This window comes from Paenibacillus chungangensis (assembly GCF_042675905.1).
Taxonomy (GTDB): Bacteria; Bacillota; Bacilli; order Paenibacillales; family Paenibacillaceae; genus Pristimantibacillus; species Pristimantibacillus chungangensis.
The window spans coordinates 761,811-779,739 of sequence record NZ_JBHTJZ010000005.1 but is presented as its reverse complement, the minus strand read 5'-3'; the positions used below and the strand labels follow the sequence as shown (position 1 = coordinate 779,739).

At 50.6% G+C, this 17,929-nt stretch carries 16 protein-coding genes; 2 read left to right on the top strand and 14 right to left on the bottom strand.

Going from position 1 to position 17,929, the window contains the following annotated elements; translation table 11 throughout:
* Positions 1-83: 83 nt before the first annotated feature.
* From ACFQ2I_RS06130 to pdhA, 8 genes are all read right to left on the bottom strand, one after another.
* A complete protein-coding gene (locus ACFQ2I_RS06130) occupies positions 84-1,571 on the bottom strand; it encodes a glutamate synthase subunit beta (protein ID WP_377562800.1) in 1,488 nt (495 codons plus the stop codon).
* 176 nt (positions 1,572-1,747) lie between these two features.
* Positions 1,748-2,248 (bottom strand): dihydrofolate reductase, encoded by a 501-nt coding sequence (locus ACFQ2I_RS06125; protein WP_377562799.1) that lies wholly within the window; start codon positions 2,246-2,248, stop codon positions 1,748-1,750.
* Between the two features lie 22 nt (positions 2,249-2,270).
* Positions 2,271-3,227 (bottom strand): thymidylate synthase, encoded by a 957-nt coding sequence (locus tag ACFQ2I_RS06120; protein ID WP_377562798.1) that lies wholly within the window; start codon positions 3,225-3,227, stop codon positions 2,271-2,273.
* Between the two features lie 54 nt (positions 3,228-3,281).
* Entirely contained in the window at positions 3,282-3,728 is a 447-nt protein-coding gene (locus ACFQ2I_RS06115) for an acyl-CoA thioesterase (RefSeq protein WP_377562797.1), read from the bottom strand.
* A 160-nt stretch (positions 3,729-3,888) separates the two neighbouring features.
* Positions 3,889-5,304: a dihydrolipoyl dehydrogenase gene (gene lpdA / locus ACFQ2I_RS06110; RefSeq protein ID WP_377562796.1), complete on the bottom strand. Its 1,416-nt coding sequence runs from the start codon at positions 5,302-5,304 to the stop codon at positions 3,889-3,891.
* A gap of 3 nt (positions 5,305-5,307) precedes the next feature.
* Entirely contained in the window at positions 5,308-6,600 is a 1,293-nt protein-coding gene (locus ACFQ2I_RS06105; protein WP_377562795.1) for a dihydrolipoamide acetyltransferase family protein, read from the bottom strand.
* Positions 6,601-6,648: 48 nt separating this feature from the next.
* Positions 6,649-7,626, bottom strand: a complete 978-nt coding sequence (locus ACFQ2I_RS06100; RefSeq protein ID WP_377562794.1) for an alpha-ketoacid dehydrogenase subunit beta — start codon at positions 7,624-7,626, stop codon at positions 6,649-6,651.
* A gap of 20 nt (positions 7,627-7,646) precedes the next feature.
* On the bottom strand, positions 7,647-8,714 hold the full coding sequence (pdhA, locus tag ACFQ2I_RS06095; RefSeq protein WP_377562793.1) for a pyruvate dehydrogenase (acetyl-transferring) E1 component subunit alpha: 1,068 nt from the start codon (positions 8,712-8,714) through the stop codon (positions 7,647-7,649).
* A 270-nt stretch (positions 8,715-8,984) separates the two neighbouring features.
* On the opposite strand from pdhA, the gene ACFQ2I_RS06090 reads away from it, so the two are divergent.
* Positions 8,985-9,722, top strand: a complete 738-nt coding sequence (locus ACFQ2I_RS06090; RefSeq protein WP_377562792.1) for an alpha/beta hydrolase — start codon at positions 8,985-8,987, stop codon at positions 9,720-9,722.
* A 25-nt stretch (positions 9,723-9,747) separates the two neighbouring features.
* On the opposite strand, the gene ACFQ2I_RS06085 is transcribed toward ACFQ2I_RS06090, so the two are convergent.
* Together ACFQ2I_RS06085 and ACFQ2I_RS06080 are read right to left on the bottom strand one after the other, a co-directional pair.
* The gene (locus ACFQ2I_RS06085; protein ID WP_377562790.1) at positions 9,748-10,257 is read right to left on the bottom strand and encodes a low molecular weight protein-tyrosine-phosphatase; all 510 of its coding nucleotides are present in this window, start codon (positions 10,255-10,257) and stop codon (positions 9,748-9,750) included.
* On the bottom strand, positions 10,247-10,927 hold the full coding sequence (locus tag ACFQ2I_RS06080) for a trimeric intracellular cation channel family protein (protein WP_377562990.1): 681 nt from the start codon (positions 10,925-10,927) through the stop codon (positions 10,247-10,249). Before ACFQ2I_RS06080 ends, ACFQ2I_RS06085 begins: the two co-directional genes overlap by 11 nt.
* 211 nt (positions 10,928-11,138) lie before the next feature.
* Here ACFQ2I_RS06080 and ACFQ2I_RS06075 point away from each other — a divergent pair, with 211 nt between their 5' ends.
* Positions 11,139-11,777 (top strand): thiamine diphosphokinase, encoded by a 639-nt coding sequence (locus tag ACFQ2I_RS06075; protein ID WP_377562789.1) that lies wholly within the window; start codon positions 11,139-11,141, stop codon positions 11,775-11,777.
* Between the two features lie 18 nt (positions 11,778-11,795).
* On the opposite strand, the gene ACFQ2I_RS06070 is transcribed toward ACFQ2I_RS06075, so the two are convergent.
* The 4 genes from ACFQ2I_RS06070 to ACFQ2I_RS06055 all read right to left on the bottom strand — a co-directional run bounded on the left by ACFQ2I_RS06070 (position 11,796) and on the right by ACFQ2I_RS06055 (position 17,892).
* On the bottom strand, positions 11,796-13,766 hold the full coding sequence (locus ACFQ2I_RS06070; RefSeq protein WP_377562788.1) for an endonuclease MutS2: 1,971 nt from the start codon (positions 13,764-13,766) through the stop codon (positions 11,796-11,798).
* A 413-nt stretch (positions 13,767-14,179) separates the two neighbouring features.
* The gene (locus ACFQ2I_RS06065) at positions 14,180-15,697 is read right to left on the bottom strand and encodes a glycine betaine uptake BCCT transporter (protein WP_377562787.1); all 1,518 of its coding nucleotides are present in this window, start codon (positions 15,695-15,697) and stop codon (positions 14,180-14,182) included.
* Between the two features lie 144 nt (positions 15,698-15,841).
* The gene (locus ACFQ2I_RS06060) at positions 15,842-17,197 is read right to left on the bottom strand and encodes a HAMP domain-containing sensor histidine kinase (RefSeq protein ID WP_377562785.1); all 1,356 of its coding nucleotides are present in this window, start codon (positions 17,195-17,197) and stop codon (positions 15,842-15,844) included.
* A complete protein-coding gene (locus ACFQ2I_RS06055) occupies positions 17,194-17,892 on the bottom strand; it encodes a response regulator transcription factor (RefSeq protein WP_377562784.1) in 699 nt (232 codons plus the stop codon). Before ACFQ2I_RS06055 ends, ACFQ2I_RS06060 begins: the two co-directional genes overlap by 4 nt.
* Between the last annotated feature and the right edge of the window lie 37 nt (positions 17,893-17,929).

Below are 17,929 nucleotides of genomic sequence, written 5' to 3'. Positions count from 1 at the left end.
ATCTAGCGAAATTATCGTAGAACGACAAGAAAAGCGCCCGTCGGGCGCTTCTAGTGCTTCTAGAAATGGAATGGAAAAACCGGTCAAGGAAGCATGGAGCTTCCCATCAAATATTTGTCCACTTCGCGGGCTGCTTCGCGGCCTTCATTAATTGCCCATACGACAAGGCTTTGACCGCGACGCATATCTCCCGCTGCGAACACTTTGTCTACGTTCGTGCGATAGTCGCCGTATGCCGCTTTCACATTAGAACGACGGTCTTGTTCCAATCCAAGCTGCTCGATAATCGTTGTTTCCGGTCCTTCGAAGCCTACTGCAATCAAGACGAGATCTGCAGGCCACACCTTCTCCGTTCCCGGAATTTCATTGTAAATCTTCCGTCCCGTTTCGTCTACAACACGTTGAATTTGAACGGTATGCAGTTCCTTTAGATTGCCGTTCTCATCTCCTACGAACTTCTTCGTTAAGACGGAGAACGCACGCGGATCCTCACCATATAGAGCTTTGGCTTCCTCTTGCGCGTAATCCAGCGTATAGACGTTCGGGAATTGAGGCCAAGGATTGCTCACTTGATCACGCTCCAGCGGTGCTTTCGCATGGGTGCCGAATTGCGTGACAGACTTGCAACCGTGGCGAAGCGCTGTGGCTACGCAGTCCGTCCCCGTATCCCCGCCGCCGATGACGATAACGTCCTTGTCCTTCGCCGAGATATAGTTGTCGTCCTGAAGCCCGGAGTCCAGATAGCTCTTGATCGTACCATTCAAGTAGTCCATCGCCATATGAATGCCATTCAAGCTGCGGCCTTCCATCTCCACATTGCGCGCTTTCGTCGCACCAACGCACATGACGACGGCATCATACTTCTCCACAAGCTCGCTAGCTGGAATATCCTTTCCGATCTCGGTGCCTGTAATGAACTCTACACCTTCCTGCACCAGCAAATCTACGCGGCGCTGCACGACATCCTTCTCCAGCTTCATGGTCGGAATTCCGTATGTCAATAGCCCACCAATACGATCATCTCTTTCATAGACGGTAACGGAATGTCCTGCTTTGTTCAGTTGTGCGGCGGCGGCCATGCCTGCAGGACCAGAGCCCACTACAGCTACGCGCTTGCCCGTGCGCGCCTTCGGGGGCTGTGCTACGACCCAGCCTTCCTGGAAGCCGCGCTCAATGATCGCTTGTTCGATCGTTTTGATCGTCACCGGCTCGCCGATGAGTCCTACCGTGCATGAGCCCTCGCATGGGGCAGGACATACGCGGCCAGTGAACTCAGGAAAGTTATTCGTTTTGTGCAGACGCTCCAACGCCTCGCGCCACAATCCTCTATAAATTAAGTTGTTCCATTCCGGAATGAGATTGTTCACCGGACAGCCCGATACCGTTCCCGCTAGCTCCATCCCCGTATGACAGTAGGGTGTTCCGCAATCCATACAGCGCGCGCCCTGTGTCCGCAGTTGCTCGTCGGAGAAGTGCTTGTGGAACTCGTTCCAGTCTTTGATGCGCTCTAACGGATCGCGGTCTGCCGGCAGTTCACGTTGATACTCCATAAAACCAGTTGGTGTTGACATGCTCGCGTTTCCTCCATCCCTATTTCCCGTATGCCAATTATCAATCCCTTTGTGTCCATATCATAATCTCAATATATTATAACATGATACCATTTCATTGTTTAGATTGATAATGCATTTTCCGCACAATCATTTGCACTTTATGACGAATTGTTCGTCGATTGGCAATCTCTTGTTTAGTTGCCAGCATTGATGCGCTTATAGGTAACGAATGTGAAGGCATATGCATTTTTTTCATCGGCTGCCCGAAATTCGGAATTCGCCACGCGCCATAGTCCGGACGGCAGCTCAGGAAAAGTAGTGTCGCCTCCCTCAATCTCCGTCTCCACGTGAGTAAGCAATACCGTGTCTGCATAAGGAAGCATCAGATCGTATACTTCTCCTCCGCCGATCACCATCAGCTCATCCGAGTCACAATGAGTGAGAGCTTCCTGAACGGAATGGACGACATCACAGCCATCGAATACCATCCCTTGCTGTCTGGTCAGTATAATGTTCCGCCGATTCGGCAGCGGCTTGCTATCGATGGATTCGAACGTCTTGCGACCCATCAACACCGTCTTGCCTGTCGTCATACGTCTGAAGTAAGCCATCTCCGCAGGCAGATGCCAGGGCATGGCATTCCCTTGTCCGATGACACGGTTGCGGTCCATTGCCGCGATAAGTGTTACTGTCATTCGACATACATCCTTTCTCCCATTAGACGGCTACAGGAGCTTTAATGGAGGGATGCGGTTCATATTGAACTACCCGCATATCGTCAAGCTCGAAGTCGAATATTGATCGCTTGTCGCTGTTCAGAATCAACTTAGGCAATTCTCTTGGCTCTCTCGACAGCTGAATTTCAATCTGCTCGATGTGATTGCTGTATATATGCGCATCGCCAATCGTATGCACGAAATCACCCACGCCAAGCCCGCACTCATGCGCGATGAGATGAGTCAGCAGAGCGTAGCTGGCGATGTTGAATGGAATGCCCAGGAAGATATCACCGCTGCGTTGATATAGCTGGCAGGACAGGTTGCCTTCCGATACGTAGAACTGGAACATTGTGTGACACGGTGGAAGAGCCATAGACGGGATATCCTCGGGATTCCATGCCGTCACGATGAGTCTTCTGGAGTCCGGATTCGTCTTGATCGCTTCGATAACGTCCTTCAACTGGTCGATATACTCTCCTTGCGACGTACGCCACTGACGCCATTGCTTGCCGTATACGTCGCCGAGCTCGCCGTATGTTCTGGCGAATTCGTCATCATGTAGGACTCGATGCGTGAAGCTTTCCATCTCTTCCTCATATTTGCGCGCGAAAGCTTCATCCCTTTGCGAGCGCAATCCGAAATCCGTCATATCGGGACCATTGTACTCCTTGCTTTCCACCCATCTTTTGAACGCCCACTCATTCCAGATCCCATTGTTGTTCTGGAGCAAGTAGCGTATGTTCGTATCGCCCTTCATAAACCACAGCAGCTCACTGGCGATGAGGCGAAACGGTACCCGTTTAGTAGTCAGCAGCGGGAACCCGTCCTGAAGAGGAAAGCGCATCTGATAACCGAATCGCGAGATCGTTCCCGTACCGGTTCGGTCATCCTTCCTCACTCCCTGTTCAAGCACATCCTTCAGCAATTGCAAATAGGCCTGTTCACTTGTGGTCATGCCCCTCGCCTCCTTACTTCATAACTTCATTTTGACAAAGTAGAAACCATTATATCATCTATCCAATATCCTGTCCTGTTTTCTTTTCTTCCTCAGCTGATGTCTGCCAGGTGCGGAGATGTAGAGTGAACGCTCCAGTTCGCTCTCCGGCTGTACGCCTGGAACTGGAGCCGGCTTGCCGTGCTCGTCCAACCCTACAAATGTGAAAAACGCTGTAACTGTTACTGTGCGGCTGCCCGTATATAAATTTTCGGAGGTAACAGATACATAGATCTCCATAGAGCTTCGACTGGTCCAGGTTACGAAAGCTTCTATCTCGATGACTTCCCCCACGCGAATAGGAGCCAGGAAATCCAGACTGTCGGTCGATGCGGTAACGACTCGCATACGGGCATGGCGCATCGCGGCGATAGCCGCCGCTTTATCCATATATTCCATTAGCTTCCCGCCGAACATCGTATCGTGATGATTTGTATCTGACGGGAAGATTAGCTGTGTCATGATGGTTCGCGAATCGGAAGCTTTCTTTATCTCTATATTCTCTATCGTTATTCCCTCCCTGGACCGTTTAATGATTCGCTAGCGATTACCTCTACAGTATATGCAAAAAGGCCCCGCAGCTCGCAAGCTGCGTGACCTCTTCGCCCATAAAATTTATCAATTACTTGCTCACCGTATGGATCGGATGGCCCAGTGCCACTTCGGCAGCATCCAGTACGATCTCGCCAAGCGTAGGATGCGCATGGATCGTGAGCGCGATGTCTTCCAGCGTAGCGCCCATCTCGATGCCGAGCGCAATCTCAGCGATCATATTGGAAGCTTCCAGCCCTACAATTTGCGCGCCAAGCACAAGCCCGTTATCCGCATCGGAGATCAGCTTCACGAAGCCTTCAGTCGCGTTAAGAGACATGGCGCGACCATTAATTGCGAATGGGAACTTGCCAATCTTCACGTTGTGACCGGCGCCCTTCGCTTCATTCTCGCTGAGCCCTACGCTTGCGCATTCCGGATCGGAGAAGCATACAGCAGGCACGCACTTATAATCGACAGCGCTCGGCTGTCCCGCGATAACTTCAGCCGCTACGCGACCTTCGTACATAGCCTTGTGAGCGAGTGCTGGACCAGCCGTAATATCGCCGATGGCAAAAATATGCGGAATGCTTGTGCGGCACTGCTCATCGATTTCCACAAGGCCGCGGTCTGTCGTCTTCACACCGATCAGGTCCAGTCCTAGCTCGCCGTCCGTATTCGGACGACGGCCTACAGTAACGAGCAGATAATCTGCTACAACTTTCTCTTCTTTGTCGCCTACTGTGTACGTCACCGTAACCTCTTTGTCCGTCGCGTCAGCGCCTTTCGCTTGCGCTCCAGTAACGACGTCTACTCCGGCACCTTTCAGCTTCTTAGCTACAACTTGCGACACATCTTTGTCGAAGCCCGGCAGAATCGTGTCGGAGCCTTCGATGACCGTTACCTTCGTTCCGAACTTCGCATACATCTGGCCAAGCTCGATGCCGATGTAGCCGCCGCCGATTACGACCAGGCTCTTCGGAATTTCAGACAAGGACAATGCGCCAGTAGACGACAGAATGCGCTCGCCGAACGGGAATGCCTTCAGCTCAATCGGACGCGAGCCGGTAGCGATAATACAGTTTTTGAAGCGATAGCGCGGAGCTTCCTGATCGTTGAATACACGCGCTTCATTCTCATTAATGAACATGACTTCGCCGTTAAAGTATTGCACCTTGTTCGCTTTAAGCAAGGACGCGACTCCGCCAGTCAATTTCTTCACGATGCCGTTTTTGAACTCTTGCACTTTGCCGAAGTTCACCTTCGCTTCGCCGACTTCTATACCGAAGTCGGAAGCATGGCTGACGGACTCGTACTGATGCGCGGCGGAGATAAGCGCTTTGGACGGAATACAGCCCACGTTCAAGCACACGCCGCCTACATTTTCTTTATCTACTACTAGAACGTTCTGACCAAGTTGTGCAGCGCGAATTGCAGCTACGTAACCGCCGGGACCGGCACCAATGACCAGTGTATCGATATCAAGAGAAGCATCGCCTACTACCATTTTTTATACCTCCATGATGAACAGTTCAGGCTGAGCCAGAAGCTGTTTAATATGATTCATAAAGTATTGCGCCGTAGCTCCGTCGATAAGACGATGATCGAAGCTGAGTGACAGAGCCATGACAGGTGCCGCTACCAGTTCACCGTCGCGTACAATCGCTTTCTCCGAGATACGTCCCGTGCCGAGGATGGCCACTTCAGGGAAATTGATCACCGGTGTGAAGAACATACCGCCAGCAGAGCCGATGTTGGTGATCGATATCGTGCTGCCCTTCAGCTCGTTCGGAGCCAGCTTGCCGTCACGTCCGCGAACGGCAAGGTCACGAATTTTGTCGGCAATCATGAAGATGCTCTTGCGATCGGCGTCTTCTACGACAGGTACGATCAGTCCGTTGTCTGTATCCGTCGCGATACCGACATTATAATATTTGCGATATACAATTTCCTGATTGGCCTCATCCAGCGTAGAGTTCATAATTGGGAACTCGCGGCATGCTGCGACAAGAGCCTTCACGATGAACGGCAGATAAGTAAGCTTGGAGCCTTTCTGTTCTGCGTAAGGCTTATATTTGGAGCGAAGGGCAACCAGTTCCGTCACGTCGACTTCATCCATAATGGTAACATGCGGAGCAGTGTATACCGATTTGGACATCGCGCCGGCAATCACTTTGCGAATGCCTTTGAACGGCTCACGCTCCTCCGGACGATATGGCGTCCCGGCTGCAGCCGGTGCCGCAGTTGTTGCTTCCGCCTTCGACACATTCGACTGGACATCAGCTGCCGGTGCTTCTTGCGCTGCAGGAGCGCCTCCGAAGCCGTCCACGTCCTCGCGAGTAATGCGACCATTCTTGCCTGTTCCCGTTACTTGCTTCAGATCTACACCTTTCTCGCGAGCATATTTGCGCACGCTTGGAGTTGCCAATACGGGACCAGTCGCTTCCTTCGCCGCTTCGCTTGCAGCTGGAGCTGCAGGCGCTGCATCAGCAGCAGGAGTAGCAGATTGCTCCGCCTGAGGCGCTTCTTCAGCAACCGGCTCCGCTTGCTCCGGCAGCTCGCCTTCCACATCAATAATGGCGACGACTTCGCCGACATGACATACCTGTCCGTCCTTTACGAGCACTTCCAGCACTTTTCCGTTTACAGGACAAGGAACCTCTACGATTGCTTTGTCGTTCTGCACTTCCATAATAATATCGTCGTCTGTTACAGTTGCGCCCGGTTGGATGAGCACTTTAATAATTTCACCCTCGTGCAATCCTTCGCCAAGCTCGGGGAATCGGTAATCGAATTTTGCCACCGATATCAACCTCCTCATTCTTCATGTGAGCCATACGTTATCGTTATTTTAGAATTCCAGTACTTTATTGACTGCTGTTATGATGCGTGCCGGAGAAGGAAGCCATTGATCCTCGATTTGCGCGAACGGGTATACCGTATCCGGTCCTGCTACTCGCAATACTGGAGCTTCAAGATGTAGTATTGCCTTCTCGTTGATCTGTGCGATAATTTCTGCGGCTACTCCCGATGTTTTTTGAGCTTCCTGTACGACAATGCAACGATTTGTCTTCTGAATGGAAGCGACAATCGTATCGATATCGAGCGGCATAAGCGTACGAAGGTCAATTACTTCCGCTTTCACGCCATTCTTCTCTAGTTCGTCCGCAGCTTTCTGAGCGGTATGCACCATCATGCCGTAAGCCAGAATCGTCACATCACTGCCTTCGCGCACAACATTCGCTTTACCGATCTCTACTGTATACTCGCCTTCCGGCACGTCTGCGCGGAATGCGCGGTACAAGTTCAGATGCTCCATGAAGAAGACCGGATCATTATCGCGAATCGCCGCCGTCATCAAGCCCTTCGCATCATACGGATTGGAAGGTATGACGACCTTGATGCCCGGCGTCTGAATCGCAAGACCTTCCAGTGAATCCGTATGCAGCTCAGCCGCTTTCACACCGCCGCCGAACGGCGTGCGGAATACGATCGGCGAGTTGTAGCGTCCGCCGGAACGATAGCGCATGCGCGCCGCTTGTACGAACATTTGGTCCAACGCTTCATAGATAAAGCCAACGAACTGGATTTCGGCAATGGGACGGAAGCCTTGAATACCCATACCGACAGCCATACCTGCGATAGCGGATTCCGCAAGCGGCGTATCGAAGACGCGATCCTCTCCGAACTCCTCCTGCAGTCCTTCCGTCACACGGAATACCCCGCCAACTTTCCCTGCATCCTCACCGAAAATTACTACATTCGAATCCCGTTTCAACTCTATGCGCATCGCATCGCGAATTGCTTCCAACATATTCATTTGAGCCATGATTCCCTATTCCTCCCCTTCTACTGAAAATCGGCTTTCTGCTCTTCAAGATGCTGCGGCGTCGTTTCGAACATGGAGTCAATGAGGCCGGAGACCGTCATTTTCTCTGTCGCTTCCGCTTTCTTGATATGCTCATTAACCGTTGCCTTCGCTTCTTCCTTCACGCGGTTCGTATCCTCTTCGCTCCACAGTCCCTTCTTCTCCAGGAACTTGCCGAATCGAATAAGCGGATCCTTCTGCGCCCATTCCGCCTCTTCTTCCTTCGTGCGATATTTGGTCGCATCGTCAGCCATGGAATGCGGACGGAAGCGATAAGTGAGCATTTCGATCAGCGTCGCGCCTTCGCCATTGCGACCGCGCTCGGCAGCTTCCTGAACGGCTTTGACCACAGCCAGCACGTCCATGCCGTCCACTTGAACGCCAGCGATACCGGCGGCAACCGCTTTATGAGCGATGGATTGCGCAGCCGTCTGCTTAGCGAATGGCGTCGTAATCGCATAGCCATTATTCTGAACAGCATAAATGACCGGCAGCTTGTACACCCCAGCAAAATTAAGACCTTCATAGAAATCGCCCTCGGAGGAACCGCCATCGCCCGTGTAAGTAATGGCTACGCGCTTCTCGCCCTTCTTCTTAAATGCCATTGCAACGCCAGTAGCGTGAAGAATTTGTGCGCCGATAATAATTTGAGGCATCAGCACATGTACATCTTCCGGAATTTGTCCGCCATGCTGATGGCCGCGGGAATATAGGAACGCCTGGTACAGAGGCAGGCCATGCCATACGAGCTGCGGCATATCGCGATAGCCCGGGCAAATAAAATCGTCCTTGTTCAGTGCGTATTCACTGCCGACCATAGACGCTTCCTGACCGGATACAGGCGCATAGAATCCAAGGCGCCCTTGGCGGCCGAGGTTCACAGCTCGCTCGTCCCATGTTCTTGTGAATACCATGCGATACATAATTTCTTTCAATTGCTCGTCAGTCAAGTCCGGCATCATGTCCGGATTCTCTATGTCTCCATCAAGCGACAGCACGGATAATGGTGTTACCGGCTCCGATTGCACTTCATATGGCAGTTTGCTCATCTTGAACACTCACCTCAATCTAAATATTTGAAAAACACTACCCTCTGTTATAGAATTATTATAAACCTGTTTAAGGAACGCGGTCAAAGCAAAAAACGAAAAAGACCCCATTTTTTCACCGATTCCGCTCATTATGTTAAGTAATTGTATATGCTACAGGCATTATATTTGAATATAACAGGATAATACAAGGGAGATTCGGGGTTACCTTACTATTGTTTACCCACTACGACGTTATTCCATTCAACGAAGTGTAAAGGAGTCAATACGATGACCGATCAACGTTATTTGAAACGCACCATATTAAAAGAGACGGTACCTAGTAAATATTTATCCGAGGGGAATCGCAATCTACGTGTCTTCCTACCGCCGGGCTATAATGAATTGCTAAGTTATCCAGTTGTCTACTGCCAGGATGGTGAGGACTTCTTCAATTTCGGAAGAATTGCAACATCAGCCACTGCGCTTATTCTCGACGAAGGATTGGAACCGTTCATCATTGTAGGGGTGGATGTGGACAAATCCGTGCGCACGGAAGAATATGCGCCGGACGGCAGCCGTCACGCAGCATACGTTCTTTTCTTCGGTGAAGAGCTCGTACCTTTCATCGAGGAAAGATTCGCTGCACGTCGCAGCAAGGAAGACCGACTTCTCGCGGGAGACTCGCTCGGCGGGAGCGTATCCCTTCATGTCGCACTCTCATACCCACAACTATTTACGCGCATCATATCGCTCTCAGGCGCATTCTATCCCGTATCGCAGCAGATTATTGCGGAATGCGATGATTTGAGCTGGCTCTCCCTCTATATGATTATCGGCTTGCAAGAGACGGCATTTGAGACCGATCGAGGAATATTCGACTTCGTAGAGCTGAATCGCAATGCGAAGGCCTTGCTGGAGCAAAGAGGAGCGCATATGTACTACGAGGAGCGAGACGGCAAGCATCAATGGGGATATTGGCAGAAGGATGTTCCGGATGCACTAAAGCACTTCATCGAAGTTGAATAAGAAAAAAGCTGACCGTAGGAGCGAATTAAACGCTCTTCAGGTCAGCTTTTATCATGCGGAGCAGTTCCCTGCATCCCTCTTCCACCAGCTCGTACACATAAGGGAAGTTCCCTTCGTAGTAAGGATCCGGCACATCCATAATGCCGTGATGAGGCAGCAGCTCCATGAACGTGAACAGGCGCACATGAGCTCCCCTTTCTAGAAGACCGCCGATTTCCCGATCCTTCCGCAGCTTCTTCACGTCGGCCAGATTCTTCGTATCCATCGCCACGATGTATTGGAAAGAATCAAAATCTGACTCTGTCACCTGCCTTGCCTTCATGCCCGCAAAGGATACCCCGTGCTTGTTCAGCTCACCTTGCGTCCCTTCATGCGGAGGCCGACCGATATGCCAATCTCCCGTTCCTGCTGAATCAACCGATAGGCTATCCGTCAATCCCTCATGGGCAATCATCTGGCGCATGACCGCTTCCGCCATCGGCGAACGGCATATATTGCCAAGGCATACAAACAATATCGCTGACTTATTCTTCATGATTCAAGCCTCTCTTCTCATTATTCGTTAAGAAACGCCGTCTCTTGGCGTTCGACGCTGCAAACGCCCCTTTCAAGGATCGCCGCGGCAGCTTCCACTTATAATGTACCGACAATATCCGGAACGTAGTCACCGCTACGAACAGAAGCAGCAGCATCAGCGGCGTACTGAACCAACCTAGACCGATGACGAGCCCTGCAATAATCGCCCAGACGGCATAAATCTCATCGCGCAGCACAAGCGGCTTGCGGCCTGCTAGCACATCACGAATAATACCTCCGCCAATGCCGGTCAACATAGCAGCGACCATTACAGCGCTGAGCGGATGATTCATCTCAGTGGCATACAGTGCGCCTTGCACTGCGAAGGCGGATAAGCCGATCGCATCGAAAAACACTTCACTTCGACGCCAGCGTAATATCCATCTAATAGGCAGGATGAAAGCGACAGTAATGAACACGGTTGCCGTAACGAGCAGATATCCTTGGCTCCACAAAGTAGTCACAGGTACGCCAATCAGCAAGTTGCGAACGACGCCGCCTCCAAAAGCGGTGACAAGTCCCAGTACGTAAACGCCTAAAATATCATATTCCTCTTCCATGGCGACCATCGCGCCGCTGACAGCAAACGCAATTGTGCCGATTAAGCTGAATATGTTGAAAATGTCCATGCTCACAGCTTTAACACCGCTCCCTTATCCCATTCTGCAATCAGCTGCTTTGTTCCATACACTTTACACTTTATACATTGTAGTCCCCTCATCGCAGTTTCGCAACGACATTTTTCTGTCATTACCCCTGCATAGATTGTCGCAACTTGAGACAAGCGATATACTGATATGCATGGATATGCGCCAGTAAGAAAGGATGAGGAAACGTCATATGAACTCTACGATCATTATCGTAACAGGAGGCACGCTGGGAGACTGGGTTCTTCGCCACCTGTCCGAAGACGCCATTCTAATCGGAGCGGACAGCGGGGCCGCCTTCCTGTTGGACAGAGGAATAATCCCGAATGTGGCCATCGGTGATTTCGATTCCATTACAGATGAAGAGATAGCCCGAATTCGGAAAGCCTGCCCCTCAGTCATCTCCTGCGATCCTGTAGACAAAGACTACACCGACACCGAGATGGCCTTTCAATATGCGATGACCATGCAGCCTCGGGAAATCGTTCTACTTGGCGCGATGGGCACCCGATTCGATCACACACTCGCCAACGTCCATTTGCTTGCCCTAGCGGATGAGAACGGCATTGAAGCGAAAATCATCGATGAACATAATGAGATTCGCGTGATCTCGTCTGCTTCCGCCATTCAGCGCGGCTCCTACAATACGATATCCTTGCTGCCCTTAAGCCAAGAGGTGACCGGTATCACGTTATCCGGATTTCAATATCCGCTTCAAGACGCCACCCTGACCGTCGGGCAATCTCTGGGCATCAGCAATGTCCTGCTGGAACAATCGGGTACCGTTCAGCTGTCGAGCGGCAGACTTATCGTCATTCAAAGCCGCGATTAGCAAGCTTGCAAGCCGAAATTACGAATACTCATCATCAGGCGGCGTCACAATTTGCAGCCCTTCCACATGCTTGCGGCTCATCTGATGGCGCGCCTTCCGATTCGCCTTGGATTCGAACACAATATCCAGATCGTATTGCTCCGGGTACAGCTTCTCACTCCTAATATAATGATTCAGACGCTTCTGATTGAAGGACAGTTTCTCCCCCTTCACTTGCACGATGACATTCCCCCGTTCATCTGCCGATCGGTACACGACGCCGGTGCGTTTGAGCGGATAGATCCATACGACATCTCCCTTCTGGAACGTTTTCTCGGTCGGTTTTCGCCTCTTTTCGTTTCGCTTCGGCTCCGACTTCTCTTTCGCCCGCTTCGCCTCTTCAGCTACGTCAGGCTGCTTCGATTGGCTCAGCAGCTTCGCGAAGGAATCGCTTCGTTGTTCATCATTACTTTCTCCCTTAATTCGCTTGCGCTCCAGTAACCACTCCGCACGCTCCATGATTCGTTCCGGCAGTCCGAATCGCCTTGCGATTGCGAAGGCGTGGCTGTCTCCAGCTTTTCCGATTTCCAGACGATATAGGGGTCTGAGCGTAGCGGGATCAAATGCCATTCGGCCGTTCTGGCAGCCTTCCGTTGCAGATGCGAACGTCTTTATTTCATTAAAATGAGTTGTTGCGGCAACCAGCGACTGTCTCTCGAGCAGCAATTCCAATATAGCGACAGAGAGCGCAATTCCTTCGGACGGATCTGTACCGGCAGCCATCTCATCCATTAGCAGGAGGGAGCGTGAATCAGCCATGTCCACCATCTCCTTCAGCACCGTAACATGGGAAGAGAACGTGCTTAGCGATTGCTCCAAACTTTGACCATCGCCCAAGTCTGCAATAATGTGCCGGAATATTCCGAGCTCGCTTTCGGGATCTGCGGGAATAAGCAGTCCCGATTGATTCATAAGCGCCAACAAACCTATGGTCTTTAATGTTGCCGTCTTTCCTCCTGTATTTGGTCCTGTTATGATAAGCTGCCTCCAGTGCACGCCAAGCTCTACTGTAAGCGGCACGCAGTCCCGTCCCAGAAGCGGATGCCTTGCCGATAATAGTCTTATCGTCGGCTTGTCGGTCAGACGCACAAGCTTTCCTTCGTAACTTCTTGACAGCTTTGCCCTGGCGGTAATGAAGTCGAACGAAGCCATCGCCTGCACATTAAGCGTAAGCATATTCTCATATTGGGACGCCAGCTCAGACAGCATCGCCAGTACAGATGTTCTTTCCCTCTCCTCGGTCGCTCTCCATTGGCTTAGCTCCGTCTGCAGTTCGGCCACGTCCAGTGGCTCGACGAATATCGTCTGTCCGCTTGCGGATTCATCCAGCACCACGCCTGGCACATTTTTTCGAAGCGACTTCTTCACGGACAGCACGTATCGTCCGCCGCGCCTGCTAATAATTCCTTCTTGCAGGGAGCTGCGATATTTGCCAAGCGAATGCTGCATTTTACGTTCGATTTTATCCTCTGTACCGTATATTTGCCTGCGAATATAACCTAGATCCGCACTTGCATCGTCCGTCAACTGACCGAACCGGATGCATCTTGCAAGTTCCTGCCGCAGCGCTGGACAATCATGCATGGAATCAGCATAGGATGCAATCGTCGGCGCCAGTTCCCGCTTGCTGTTCATATACTTTTTCATCTGAGCGATCGAGCCGAGCCACACCGCCAGCTGCTCCAGCTCTGTCTCATGATATATTTTTCCTTTACCGAGCAGTGACAGGAACGGTTCAATCCCTTCCATCGCAGAGATCGGAATGCTGGCTCCGCTTACCAGTAATTGTAACGCTTCGTTCGTTTCCCTTTGCCAAGCAGCAATTTGCTCATATTGTATGCTTGGCTTCATACTTTGGGCCAGCTTTTTCCCTTCGCCAGACATGGTCATGCCTGCCAATTGTTCGATCAGTTTGTTATATTCCAGTTTGACCAGTGATGCTGTGTTCATGGTTTATACCTCCTTTGAAAATGAAAAAACAGGACAAGAACGCGGGCGCGTTCCTGTCCTGTTCATATCCATCTGACGTCCCTCCCTCTTACACCTCCGGCAAGGCGAAATTAATCGAACCGTAACCGCAAGCGAAAGGAAATAAAAAAACCGTGCTCCAAGAGCACGGTGATTGGGCCGTCATCAAAATGAATGCAGGCGGAAATCCACATGTTCTCAACTCATGGGATCAGACAGTGAAATAAAGCCAAGGCAATAGAGTATAACATCCCAAATGATGCATACGCACGCAGAAGCTTATTTCCACTGTGATCATATCCAATTAAGAGTTAAGAACACTCGCAAACATTAAATTTCCCCCTTAAAATTACAACAGTTACATCATACAGGAACAACGAGCAATCGTCAAGCGATCAATCGATTAACTCATCCAGCTTTCTCTGGCGCTTCCTCTCGCGAATTCTCCTCTGTCTGTCTTCTTCGCGCAAGCTCTTCAGCAGCGCCACGCACATGCCGACGATAATAATCGCGAACGGAAGCGCAGCTACGATGGACGCGGTCTGCAATCCGGCAAGTCCTCCGCTAATAAGCAGCACGATGGCGACAGTCGATTGAAGCACTCCCCATACCAGCTTCGGTACTGCGCCAGGGTTGGGATCCCCTCCCTTGGACAGCATACCAAGCACGAACGTTGCCGAATCAGCCGATGTAATGAAGAAGATGACAATAAGCAGTATCGCGAATATTGAGGAGATTGCTCCGAACGGAAGCTGGTCTAGAGTGATGAACAAAGCAGAGGTTACGTCCTCTTGCGCAGCTTGCGCGATAGCGATGCCCGTATCCCGTTCCAGATGAAGTCCCATTCCTCCGAAGATGGAGAACCATACGAAGCTGAGCAGTGTCGGAACAATCAGCACGCCTAAAATAAATTCTTTGATCGTTCGGCCTTTAGAGACGCGGGCAATGAACGTGCCAACGAACGGTGCCCAAGCGATCCACCAAGCCCAATAGAACAGCGTCCAGTTGCCGATCCATGTATCCTGGGAGAACGGGGATAAGCGAAGGCTCATTTGCACCAGATTCTGCACGTATGAGCCGAGCGTGTTCGTTAATGTATCCAGCAGAAAGGCGGTCGGTCCTACGAGAAAGACGAACAGCAGCATGAAAAAAGCAATATATAAATTCGTCGTGCTTAAAATTTTAATGCCTCGGTCTACGCCAAGCAAGCTGGACGTCAAAAACAGGACTGTCACAATGATAATAATCCATAATTGTGTCACAGCCGAATGGGGAACATCGAACAGCGCGCTAAGACCGCCATTAATTTGAAGCGCGCCCAGCCCAAGCGACGTCGCTACGCCGAATGCTGTCGCTATAATGGTCAGCACATCAATCCCTTTCCCAATCGGTCCATCCACTTTATCCCCGATAAGCGGGTAGAATGTGGCGCTGATTAGGCTCTTTCTTCCTTTCCGAAATTGATGATACGCCAGTGTCAAACCTACAATCGTATAGATAGCCCACGGATGAAGTCCCCAATGAAAGAAGGAATACCTCATTGCCGTACGCGCCGCTTCAGCGGTTCCTCCAGCGATCCCCTCAGGCGGCGTCATATAATGAGACAACGGCTCCGCCACTCCCCAGAACACAAGGCCAATCCCCATTCCCGCACTGAACAGCATGGCGAACCAGGCGATCATGGAATACTCCGGATCGTCATCATCGTCTCCAAGCTTAATATTGCCATACTTTCCGAATGCCAGAACGATGGAGAAGATGAGGAAACCGAACATGACCATCAAGTAAAACCACCCGAATTGATGTATGGTAAACTGGAATACGATGTTGGCTACCTCAGACAGCTGCTCCGGCATCAGAACTCCCCACACGACGAACAGAAGAATGATGACCATAGCCAAATAAAAAACCATCCCAATTCCCCCTCTCGTTGTTAGTGCGACCGTATTCGTCAGGTTATAAGGACGGCGATACTTGTTACACTTTGCTTGTTAGCATCTCCATTTCCGCAAAAAAATATAGAGCATCTCCAACTTACGAGACACTCTATCTCTTCGTTACTTTCTTTGCTTGAACTGTAAAGTAATCGTCGTACCCAGGTCTTTCAGACTGAATACATCAATCTTGCCTTCATGCAAATCCACAATCCGCTTGGCAATCGAAAGCCCGAGCCCCACTCCTCCTGTCGTTCTGCTTCTCGCACCGTCAACGCGATAGAAGCGCTCGAACAGATGGGGTATTTCTTTCTCTGGTATGCCTATGCCTTTATCCTTCACTTCAATTTGAACGATATTTTTAATCAGGGTGATGGAGATGTCTATCGGCTCTTTGGAATACTTAATAGCATTGTCGAGCAATATGACGAACAGCTGACGTATTTTATCCTTGTCCCCTACCATTCTGACGCTGCCGGACAACGCCTTCACGCGAATCGTTCGCTGGAATGTCGTTTCCAGCATTTTGGCCAGCTCATCAAGCAGCGGTACTACATCGAACATCTCCAACTTCAGCCAGTCCTCCTGCTCCGCTTCCGCAAGCACAAGCATCGACTTGGTCAAATTCTGCAGCCGTACAGCTTCCTTCGCAATCGCTTCTATCGCCTCGTCGCGCACACTCTCGTCATTCCGCCCCCATCGCTTCAATATGCCTGCATAGCTGCTTATGACGGTAAGCGGCGTCTTTAATTCATGGGAAGCATCTGCCACGAATTGCTTCTGACGGGCGAATGTTCGATCCAGTCGCTCAATCATCTGATTAAAGGCGCGAATAAGCTGCTGTAGTTCTGCAGAGTCTTCCCGATGGCTAATCGTAATCTGACGAAGCTTGCCGCTGCGATCAATCTCTCGCATCGTAGTGACTAGCGTCTGAATCGGTGCAGTCAGTCTGGAAGTGAACCAGAATGTGCCGAAGATGGCGAACAGGATAGCGCCGATTGTGGTGACGCTCAGAGCTGCGATAAGAATCTGCAAGTAGTTATCCAGCTCATCGAGAATCCGATTCACTTCAAGCATGGCGATTACTTTGCCATCTTCGAAGAGGGGGACTCGCATGAACAATATGCGCTCCCCGCCCTTTGTTATCATTCCGGTATGCTGATACGGTTTGAACTCTGCGGGAAGCTCCAACAAGACGGGATTTGAGCCCGTAATATTTACGACGCGATTGGTGGGAACAATAATTCGAATCATTTCGTTGACGTTATAATATTCGTTTAGAAGCTCAGGAGAATTCAATCCCCTTCCGCTCTGAATGCGAGGATTTTCCCGCATAAGCTCCACTTTAGTAGCGATGACTTCTTCTTCACTCTCCGTCGTGATCTTGATGACATAGAAATAAACGAAGATATTGAAAAAAATAAGTATGAGAATGAGCCAGAATATCGTGAACAGCGTAAACCTTTTACGCAGTGTCATGCATCTGGCTCCTTAATCATGTATCCTACGCCTCGTACCGTATGAATTAACTTATGACGGTACCCCTTGTCCAGCTTCTGACGCAAATATCGGATGTAGACGTCGACCAGATTGGTCTCGCCTATAAAATCGTATCCCCACACTTCGGACAGAATATCTTCACGAGACTTCTCCTCGTTCCTGTTCTCAACCAAATAAACGAGCAGTTCAAACTCACGAGGCGTGAGCTCAATCAAAATTTCCTTTCGGTAGACTTTTCGCGTTCTGAGCTCAATTAGCAAATCCCCCACTTTGATGACGTCAGAGCCTTCTGACTCGCGAGGGTACTGCTGAAAGATACGTAGTATATTTCGCACCCTGGCAAGAAGCTCCTCCACCGCGAATGGTTTCGTAATGTAGTCATTCGCACCGTGCTCGAAGCCGCTCACTTTATCCGGCACGGTATCTCTGGCTGTCAATAATATAATTGGCACCGGATTGCCCGCCTGCCGAATTAATCGCAACACTTCAATGCCGCTCATCTCCGGGAGCATAACATCCAGCAGCACGAGCTGCCATTCGCCTGTGGAAGCCATCTCATATCCGGTACGCCCGTCCTTCGCCACGCCTACGGTATAGCCTTCGTGCTCCAATTCAAGCTGCAATATTCTTGCTATTCCCGCTTCATCTTCTACTACTAATATACGTTCATTCATTGCTTTGGCGCACCTTCCTCCTTAACATGACTAATAA

Excerpts from the sequence above, each read along its gene's own strand:
- ACFQ2I_RS06115 (WP_377562797.1), bottom strand. The coding sequence starts at position 3,728 with ATGACACAGCTAATCTTCCCGTCAGATACAAATCATCACGATACGATG.
- ACFQ2I_RS06060 (WP_377562785.1), bottom strand. The coding sequence starts at position 17,197 with ATGACACTGCGTAAAAGGTTTACGCTGTTCACGATATTCTGGCTCATT.
- ACFQ2I_RS06090 (WP_377562792.1), top strand. The coding sequence starts at position 8,985 with ATGACCGATCAACGTTATTTGAAACGCACCATATTAAAAGAGACGGTA.
- ACFQ2I_RS06065 (WP_377562787.1), bottom strand. The coding sequence starts at position 15,697 with ATGGTTTTTTATTTGGCTATGGTCATCATTCTTCTGTTCGTCGTGTGG.
- ACFQ2I_RS06075 (WP_377562789.1), top strand. The coding sequence starts at position 11,139 with ATGAACTCTACGATCATTATCGTAACAGGAGGCACGCTGGGAGACTGG.
- ACFQ2I_RS06130 (WP_377562800.1), bottom strand. The coding sequence starts at position 1,571 with ATGTCAACACCAACTGGTTTTATGGAGTATCAACGTGAACTGCCGGCA.
- pdhA (WP_377562793.1), bottom strand. The coding sequence starts at position 8,714 with ATGAGCAAACTGCCATATGAAGTGCAATCGGAGCCGGTAACACCATTA.
- ACFQ2I_RS06125 (WP_377562799.1), bottom strand. The coding sequence starts at position 2,248 with ATGACAGTAACACTTATCGCGGCAATGGACCGCAACCGTGTCATCGGA.
- ACFQ2I_RS06070 (WP_377562788.1), bottom strand. The coding sequence starts at position 13,766 with ATGAACACAGCATCACTGGTCAAACTGGAATATAACAAACTGATCGAA.
- ACFQ2I_RS06085 (WP_377562790.1), bottom strand. The coding sequence starts at position 10,257 with ATGAAGAATAAGTCAGCGATATTGTTTGTATGCCTTGGCAATATATGC.
- ACFQ2I_RS06055 (WP_377562784.1), bottom strand. The coding sequence starts at position 17,892 with ATGAATGAACGTATATTAGTAGTAGAAGATGAAGCGGGAATAGCAAGA.
- ACFQ2I_RS06080 (WP_377562990.1), bottom strand. The coding sequence starts at position 10,927 with ATGGACATTTTCAACATATTCAGCTTAATCGGCACAATTGCGTTTGCT.
- ACFQ2I_RS06100 (WP_377562794.1), bottom strand. The coding sequence starts at position 7,626 with ATGGCTCAAATGAATATGTTGGAAGCAATTCGCGATGCGATGCGCATA.
- lpdA (WP_377562796.1), bottom strand. The coding sequence starts at position 5,304 with ATGGTAGTAGGCGATGCTTCTCTTGATATCGATACACTGGTCATTGGT.
- ACFQ2I_RS06120 (WP_377562798.1), bottom strand. The coding sequence starts at position 3,227 with ATGACCACAAGTGAACAGGCCTATTTGCAATTGCTGAAGGATGTGCTT.